The 8,454-nt window shown below is 28.1% G+C and carries 7 protein-coding genes; 6 read left to right on the top strand and 1 reads right to left on the bottom strand.

Features of this window, described 5'->3' with window-relative positions; genetic code table 11:
- Positions 1 to 280: 280 nt before the first annotated feature.
- Positions 281 to 781: an ECF transporter S component gene (locus GOQ29_RS09630; RefSeq protein WP_203372439.1), complete on the bottom strand. Its 501-nt coding sequence runs from the start codon at positions 779 to 781 to the stop codon at positions 281 to 283.
- A 345-nt stretch (positions 782 to 1,126) separates the two neighbouring features.
- On the opposite strand from GOQ29_RS09630, the gene GOQ29_RS09625 reads away from it, so the two are divergent.
- Genes GOQ29_RS09625 through GOQ29_RS09600 form a run of 6 tightly spaced genes read left to right on the top strand, consistent with a single transcriptional unit; the run spans position 1,127 to position 8,370 of the window.
- Positions 1,127 to 1,708 (top strand): nucleoside triphosphate pyrophosphatase, encoded by a 582-nt coding sequence (locus GOQ29_RS09625; RefSeq protein WP_203372438.1) that lies wholly within the window; start codon positions 1,127 to 1,129, stop codon positions 1,706 to 1,708.
- 11 nt (positions 1,709 to 1,719) lie between these two features.
- Positions 1,720 to 2,415, top strand: a complete 696-nt coding sequence (gene radC / locus GOQ29_RS09620) for a RadC family protein (protein WP_203372437.1) — start codon at positions 1,720 to 1,722, stop codon at positions 2,413 to 2,415.
- Between the two features lie 25 nt (positions 2,416 to 2,440).
- Positions 2,441 to 3,493 carry a rod shape-determining protein gene (locus tag GOQ29_RS09615; RefSeq protein WP_203372436.1) on the top strand — a complete coding sequence of 351 codons (1,053 nt, stop codon included), beginning with the start codon at positions 2,441 to 2,443 and terminating at the stop codon, positions 3,491 to 3,493.
- A 13-nt stretch (positions 3,494 to 3,506) separates the two neighbouring features.
- The gene (gene mreC / locus GOQ29_RS09610; protein ID WP_203372435.1) at positions 3,507 to 4,346 is read left to right on the top strand and encodes a rod shape-determining protein MreC; all 840 of its coding nucleotides are present in this window, start codon (positions 3,507 to 3,509) and stop codon (positions 4,344 to 4,346) included.
- 14 nt (positions 4,347 to 4,360) lie between these two features.
- Positions 4,361 to 4,864, top strand: a complete 504-nt coding sequence (gene mreD, locus GOQ29_RS09605) for a rod shape-determining protein MreD (protein ID WP_203372434.1) — start codon at positions 4,361 to 4,363, stop codon at positions 4,862 to 4,864.
- Between the two features lie 5 nt (positions 4,865 to 4,869).
- Complete coding sequence (locus GOQ29_RS09600; protein WP_203372433.1) at positions 4,870 to 8,370, top strand: penicillin-binding transpeptidase domain-containing protein; 3,501 nt, start codon at positions 4,870 to 4,872, stop codon at positions 8,368 to 8,370.
- Positions 8,371 to 8,454: the final 84 nt, after the last annotated feature.

The following is an 8,454-nucleotide window of genomic DNA, read 5'->3' as shown; positions in this document are numbered from 1 at the left end:
CAAAATTAAAATTTATAGGTTTTTATAAGGTTTTTATAGACAATTATAGATTTTATGCAACGGAATAGATGGAGCAGTAGAAAGATATAAGAAAATGCAGGAAAGGCTTTTAAGATATTCTAAAGAGACATCTCTTCCTATATGGATATTAGATACTACAAAAGGACAATGGGAAAGTTATATTTCACAAGTTGAAGAATATTGGGGAATAAAGTAATAGTATTGAGAGTAAAAAAAGATATTAAATTAAATCTTAAGATTTAATTTAATATCTTTTTTATTATCTCTCATATATTTTTACAAGTATAGGTATAAGAATTATTTGAAGTATAATCGCTGGAATTGCACCTATTGTTGCTCCTTTGAGAAATAAAATAGGACTTTGAACTTTAAGACCTAATAAGTTTACTAATATAAATGACCATATACCGGAACCTAGTCTACCTATAATCATTGAACAAATTAAACTTGGGTAAATACTTAATTTTATTTTTTTATATAATATTCCAGAAGCTAGTCCATATATACCTAATTCAACAATCATAATCCAAAGTATGAATATAGGAGGCATTCCTAATATTAAAAAATTTAAAATAGGAGTTAGTATTCCTATTATTAATCCTAGAATAGGTCCTAAAATAAATCCACTTAGTAATACTGTTATATGCATAGGAGAAAATATAGAGCCATTTATTCCTGTGAAATGAAATATAGATGGTATTATTATTCCTAATGCTAATAATAGTCCGCTTAAAACAATGTTTTTAGTTTTTATTTCCAACTTATTAATCCTCCTTATAAAAATTTTATGTAGTTTGAGAACTTTTCTTTAAATTGTTAAATTAGTTGATAATATAAAATGATCGATAATACCCTTTCTTAACATATAAAATAAATAACCATTTGTCAAATAGTTATTTTATTAGAAATTATATAATAAACTAGAATCTAATTGAATATTTTTGTTCACATTAAAATTATTTACACAAATTGTTACTTGTAAATATATCATTGAAATGGTAAACTTTATATGTGTAAATATGTACTTTAATATTCTAAGGTAACAGATTAGAATATTATTTGTATATATTTTGATTTAACATTATAGTGATTTGCAGGTGATTTAATGGAAAAAATTATTTTAGCTTCATCATCTTCTAGAAGAAGGAATATGTTAAAGAAATATAATATGTTTTTTGATACTATTGTTAGTGATATAGCAGAAAATATTAATGAAAATAAATTTCCTGAAGCTACTGTAATGTCTTTAGCTTTTCAAAAGGCAATAGATGTATCTAAAAAGATTGATTCCAATAATATAATTATTGCAGCTGATACAATAGTGTATTTAAATGGTGAAATTATTGGGAAACCGAAAAATGAAGTAGAGGCAAAAGAGATTTTGAAAAAATTAAGTGGACAAACTCATTCAGTTTATACAGGTATTGCTATCATAAGAGCTAATACAAATGAAAAAATTGTTGATTATTATAAAACCGAAGTTAAATTTAGAAAACTTGATGATGAAATGATTGAAAAATATATTTCTATTTCAGAATATGTTGATAAAGCAGGAGGTTATGGTATACAGGATAAAGGGGAGTTATTTGTTGAGAGCATTAATGGCTCCTATTCTAATGTTGTTGGATTACCGATAGTTAAATTAGATGTTCTTTTAAAAAAATATTTTCAAATTAGTTTAATGTAATTGGAGGAAAAATGAAAAGGAAAGCAAATTATACTATCAAAGAGTTACCATCAGATGAAAGACCTAGAGAAAAATTATATGAGAAAGGTCCAAAAGAGTTATCCAATACAGAATTATTAGCTATAATAATTAGAACAGGAAATAGAAAAGAATCAGCCATTGATTTATCTAGAAGAGTTTTAGGTTTAGATAAAGATAGTCTTCAATTTTTAAAAGATTCGACTTTAGAAGAACTAACTAAACTTCAAGGGATAGGTAAATGTAAAGCAGCTCAAATTTTAGCTGCAGTAGAATTAGGAAAGAGGATAAGTTCAATAGATATAATTAAACCTAAGAAGATTAGTTCTCCTAAAGATATAAGTGATTTTATGATGGAAGAGATGAAGGATTATAAAAAAGAATTTTTTAGAACAATAATGTTAGATACTAAAAACAATGTAATATGCTATGAAGATATATCTGTTGGGAGTTTAAACTCATCAATTGTGCATCCAAGAGAAGTGTTTAATAGAGCAATAAGAAGAAGTAGTGCATCTATAATTTTGGTACACAATCATCCAAGTGGAGACCCTAAACCTAGTATGGAAGATATAAATATTACTAGAAGATTAATTGAAGCTGGACAAATCATAGGTATACGGGTATTAGATCATATTATAGTAGGAAATAAAAAATATGTAAGTTTAAAAGAAGAGGATATAATCTAGATAATATAGGAAGGAGCAAAAGATAATGGGAGTTTTCAATGCATTTTCAAAAGATATGGGGATAGATTTAGGTACAGCTAATACATTAGTTTTTATTAAAGGGAAAGGTATAGTAGTTAGAGAGCCATCAGTAGTTGCTATTCAAACTAAATCAAATGAGGTATTAGCTGTTGGTTCTGAGGCTAAAAGAATGATAGGTAGAACACCTGGTAATATAGTAGCGATTAGACCGATGAAAGATGGAGTAATCGCAGATTTTAATGTAACAAAGAGTATGATTGAATATTTCTTAAAAAAAGCATATCCAAGAAAAAGTTTACTTTCTCAACCTAGGGTTGTAATATGTGTACCTTCAGGTGTTACTGAAGTTGAAAGTAAAGCTGTAGAAGAAGCTGCAGAGCAAGCTGGTGCAAGAGAAGCATTTCTTATAGAAGAGCCAATGGCAGCAGCAATAGGAGCTAATTTACCCGTTCAAGAACCAACGGGAAGTATGGTTGTAGATATTGGTGGAGGAACTACTGAAGTCGCAATAATTTCTTTAGGTGGTATTGTAACAAGCAAATCCATTAGAGTAGGTGGAGATGAATTAGATGAATCAATAGTGCAATTTATAAAAAAACAGTATAATTTAATGATTGGTGAAAGAACTGGTGAAGAAATAAAAATTAATATAGGTTCTGCAATGTTAAGAAATGCAGGAAAAGGGAGTTTATCCATAGATTCGAAGATGAAAATTCGTGGTAGAGATTTAGTATTGGGATTACCAAAGGTTATAGAAATAACTGCTAAAGAAATACAGAGTGCATTAAGAGAACCAGTATCAAATATTATGGAAGCTATAAAGTATACTTTAGAAAAAACTCCACCAGAACTTGCAGCAGATATTATGGATAAAGGGATTATGTTAACTGGGGGAGGAGCATTACTTGATGGATTAGATAGATTAGTTAAAGAAGAAACAGGTATGCCAGTTAATATAGCAGAAGAGCCATTGGATTGTGTAGTGTTAGGAACGGGAAAGGCTGTTGAAGATATTGATATATTAAAAAGAGTTTCAACTAGTTCAAAAAGAAAATAAGTTGGTGGTATAAATGTCTATATTTAGGAAATATGGTGGTAGAATGATAGTAACTATAGTTACTATCATTCTACTTGTAACTATTGGAATAACTGCAAAGGATCGGGAAAAAATTAGTAAAATAGAAAATATCATTGGTAATATTATAACTCCTGTTCAAGGAGTGTTTTATCGTGTTGGAGATGCTGTAGACGATAAGATTTCTAATATAAAAGAGTATGTAAGCTTAAAAGATAAGAATGCTCAATTGGAAGAAGAAATTAAAGTACTTAGAAAAGAAAATTTAGAAATGTCTGATATAATATCTAGGACAGATTATCTTAAGAATGAAATGATTTTAAGAGAAGATACAGAATATGATATTATTGATACTAAAATTATCTCTAAAGATCCTGAAAACTGGTTCAATAATTTTATAATTAATAAAGGATCTAAAGATGGAGTAACTAAAGATTCTCTAGTGATTGAAGCAGTAGAGACGGATAAAGGCGTTGTTGAAGAGGGATTAGTTGGTATAGTTATAGAAGTAGGAGATAATTGGTCTAAAGTGTTACCTATAATTGACAATAGTAGTAATGTTAGTTATAAGATAGTAAGAACACAAGACTTTGGTGTTATAAATGGTAATATAGATGAGACCATGACAGGTTTTTTATTTGATATAGATGCCGAAGTTGTGAAAGGAGACAAGTTAGTTACTTCAGGTATGGGAGAAGTATTTATGCCAGGTTTATATATTGGAGAAGTAATAGATGTAAAGATGAAAGAAGAAGAGTTAAAAAAGGAAATCACTGTAAAACCCGCAGTGGATTTTCAAAAGGTAAGTAGTTTATTTATTATAAAGAATGATTAAAAGGAGATTTAAAATTGAAGATATTTAACATAGTTGCTTTATTTATAGCAAGTTTTATTTTACAATCTACAATATATCAGTATATAGCAATATTTGATATAATGCCTAATACCAATTTAATACTTATTATATTGATAGCACTATTTACAAATAAGAAAGTTGGAGGAATAGTAGGGTTGATTATAGGCATGATACAGGATATATTGTTTGGAAATGTTATAGGTATACATGGACTTATATATTTTTTTGTTGGATATCTTATTGGGATGGCAAATTCTGCTATATCAAAAGATAATTCTATTGCTTCTTTTTTACTTACCTTTATAACTACGATATGTACAAATATTTTATTTTTTTTCATTTATTATTTTTCATCAGCAAATATAACTTTCATTCAAATGTTAAAAGAAATAACTATAGTAGAAGCTATATATAATAGTATTTTAGCAATATTTTTATTTAGAATAGTAAAAGGATTGTTCGTGTCTCCTAGTTTAAAGTTTAGCAGAAAGGACTGAAGAGAGTGAAAAAATTTTTAAATAAACTAAAAGATAGATATACTATATTTATAATTATAACAACTGTCATTTTTTCACTTATGATATTTAAATTAGCTGAGATTACAATTATTCAAGGGGAAGAATATAGATTAAAAGCAGATACTACTAAAGTGAAAAATATTCCTACTTCTGCTCCAAGAGGATTAATAACTGATACTTATGGTAGGGTATTAGCTGAAAATATAACTAGTAATACGGTTCAAATTATGAAGGATGAATTAGATGAAGATAATAGGAAGTTAACTAGTCTAAAGATTATGTCTCTTCTTGAAAGGCAAGGAGAAGCTTATGTGGACGATTTCCCAATAGTATTAAATACAATTGATTATAAAAACGATGAAAAGTTATTAAGTAGTAATGGAAATGTTAATGATGAAATAACAGATTTATTAATAAAAAATAAATTATTAGATGATTTATTAGATAAAACTTATGAACATATTACTAATTATAATGAATATAGATTTTCTGTAGCGAATAGAGCTTTATCTATAATAGGAGAAAGCAAAGAAATTGTAAAAATACCAATTAAGGTAGATTATAGTGGAGACAATGTGACTTATGAGTATAAAGAAGGAGAAGATATAGAGTCTTGGAAGAGTAAACATGATTTATCAAATGGTAATAATCCAAAATCAGATATTTTAAAATTATTATTAGATGATACGAAAAGAATCAATGCTCTTATAAATCATCCTATAGTTTCTAAATATGCTTATGAATTATTGGATGAGAAAGGATTAATGAATGATTTTAAATTAATAGATTATCAGTTTTCTTTTGATATTGAGCATAGAGATATGAAGAAGATGCTTATATCAGAAATAGAAACAGATTTATTAACTGAATTTGATGATGATTTATCAGAAGAAGATCATTTAGAACTATATGGTGAATCTAAGAAAAGTATGTCTGAGCAAGAAAAATTGAAGCTTTCAAAACGTATGAGAGAAAATTATCCATTATTATATCCTACGATTGATTTGGAAACAACAGCAAAGGAAGATTTTGTCGCTCTTATCACATATAAAGAATTTAAAAATTTTATGTTTTCAAATACTGATGAAGGTGAAGATGCTGTAACCGTAGGTGAAAAGTTAATAGACTACTTAAAAACTAATAATATAAATATCCCTATTGTATATTCACCTGAAAAAGGAGATATATTTAAATATACTGACGATAAAAAAGGAAATGAGTTTTTAACTAAATATAATCTAGATAAGAATTTTTCTGCAGACATTGCATTAGAAATATTTGTAAAGACTCATTTTATTGAAGATAAAAAGATTAAAAATTCAGATGAAGTAAAGAATGATTCAATATCAAAGACTATATTTGGCAAATTTATTACTTCAAAAGATATAAAGGGTTATTCTCAAAGCTTTTTATTAAATTATATAAATCCTAAAATTTCTACTAGTAAATGGGAATATACATTTTTAATAGATAAGAATACGTGGATAAAAGGCAAGAATATAAAAAAGTATAATAATGCTAAAGATGTTTTTGATAAATTGGTAAAAAAGTATGAGGTAGATAAATTATCAAAAAATAATTCAGAAAAATTATCTGTATTTGAGAAAAGATTTATATTACTAATTATAGATACTCTTAATAAACAAGGATATAGAGCTTATGAACCGATAAATATAGCTTATAATGTTAAAGATGAAACAGTAGCAATGATAAGAGAGCAAAGTAGAGATCTTCCAGGTGTAAAGACATCTATTGAACCCATGAGATATTATCCATTGGGAGAAACAGCTGCTCATGTTTTGGGATATTTAGGTAAAATATCTCAAGAATCAGAGATTGAAAAATATATAGATGAATTAGGATATTCTAGAAATGATATTATAGGAAAAACTGGTATAGAAAAGCAATTTGAAAGGTATTTAGATGGAGAGGATGGATTTAAAACTTTAGAAGTAGATGCTTATGGAAATATTCATAAAACTATTGAAGGTGAATCTCCTGTTCCAGGAAATGATATTCGTCTTACCATAGACTCTGAACTACAAAAAGTGGCAGAAGAGGCTTTGGAAGAAACTATTAAAAAGCTTCCGGTGGCAGGCACTTATGAAAGTGAGTGGGGAGATTATAAATTTTCAGCCAATCCTCTTCGAAAAAACGCAAATTCTGGAGCTGCTGTAGCTATAGATGTTAACACTGGAGAGATACTAGCTATGGCTAATTATCCATCTTATGATCCAAATTTATTTGCTACTGGAATATCTACAGAGGATTATGAGAATTTGAAACCAGAAAATGAAAATGATAATTTGGCAGCAAGACCTCTTAATAATTTAGCTGCAAGAAGTGCAATTCCACCAGGGTCAACCTTTAAATTAATTACTTCTTTAGCTGGACTAGAGAATGGATTAAATCCTTATACAAAGATAAATTCTTTAGGATATATTATGTATGGAGGAAAAAGTTTTGGATGTTGGTATTGGAATGATTATGGTGGAATCCATGGGCCAACGGATTTATTTAAGGCATTGGAAGTTTCCTGTAACTATTATTATTACACATTGGCAGCAGGAAAAAATTTAAGAACTGGTGAAGAGTTAGGTCTTAATGTTAGTATAGAAGACATGCAAAATATGTCACGAAAATTTGGTTTAGATGAAAAAACAGGGATTGAAATTCCAGAAGAAAAATCAGGAACTATACCAAATGAAGGAGATAAAATTGCAGTTGCTAATATGGCATTAAAAACCTTTTTAAAAGGTAAAGGAGAAAATTTGATTGAAGGTAAAGAAGTTACCGATGAAGATTTAGATGAACTAATAGAAATATTTGCTGATTGGGCTAATCAAGACGAAAAAATGTCTGTTTCTGAAGTTGTAGAAGGTTTAAATAATCTTAATATTGAAGAGAGTCAAGTGAGTTCAATAAAGGATTATTTATATTATACTTATTTTCGTGAAGCAGGTTTTAGATTAACAGATGCCTTTTCCATTTCTATTGGACAAGGGGAAAATTCTTATACTCCATTACAAATGGCTAATGTGGTAGCGACTATAGCTAATGGAGGATATAAAAGAGAACTTACTCTTATAGATGGAATTACTGATTATGAAGGTAGAGAAATAGATTATAAAAATAATAAAAAGGTTGAAAGAATAGAATTAAAAGATTATAAATATCTTGATTATGTAAAAGAAGGTATGCTTAGAGTGACAACAGAGGGATCTGTTAGTAAAATTTTTTCTAATTTACCAGTAAAGGTTGGAGGAAAAACTGGTACGGCTGAAGCTTGGGGTGATTATGATAATTTTGCTTGGTTTGTAGGATTTGCTCCGTATGATGATCCACAAATAGCCGTAGCAACGGTAATATTTCAAGGTGGTAGTGGAGGTAATGCTGCTCCTGTCGTTCGAGATATAATAGCTAAATATCTTGGGGTGAATCAAGAAATAGATGAAATGGATGTTGAAAATAAATTAGTGAGATAGTCCTATTTCGCTAATTTATTTTTTTATAATATCTTGAAGGATTTAAAGAAAAAATAGAGAATATTAAAATGGAGGAAGAATTTT

This window comes from Anaeromonas gelatinilytica (genome assembly GCF_016820635.1).
Taxonomy (GTDB): Bacteria; Bacillota; Clostridia; order Tissierellales; family SIT17; genus Anaeromonas; species Anaeromonas gelatinilytica.
Note: the sequence above shows the minus strand (reverse complement) of the source record. Positions and strands in the feature narration are given on the sequence as shown.

Coding starts and splice junctions, on each gene's coding strand:
- mreC (WP_203372435.1), top strand. CDS start 3,507: ATGTCTATATTTAGGAAATATGGTGGTAGAATGATAGTAACTATAGTT.
- GOQ29_RS09615 (WP_203372436.1), top strand. CDS start 2,441: ATGGGAGTTTTCAATGCATTTTCAAAAGATATGGGGATAGATTTAGGT.
- radC (WP_203372437.1), top strand. CDS start 1,720: ATGAAAAGGAAAGCAAATTATACTATCAAAGAGTTACCATCAGATGAA.
- GOQ29_RS09625 (WP_203372438.1), top strand. CDS start 1,127: ATGGAAAAAATTATTTTAGCTTCATCATCTTCTAGAAGAAGGAATATG.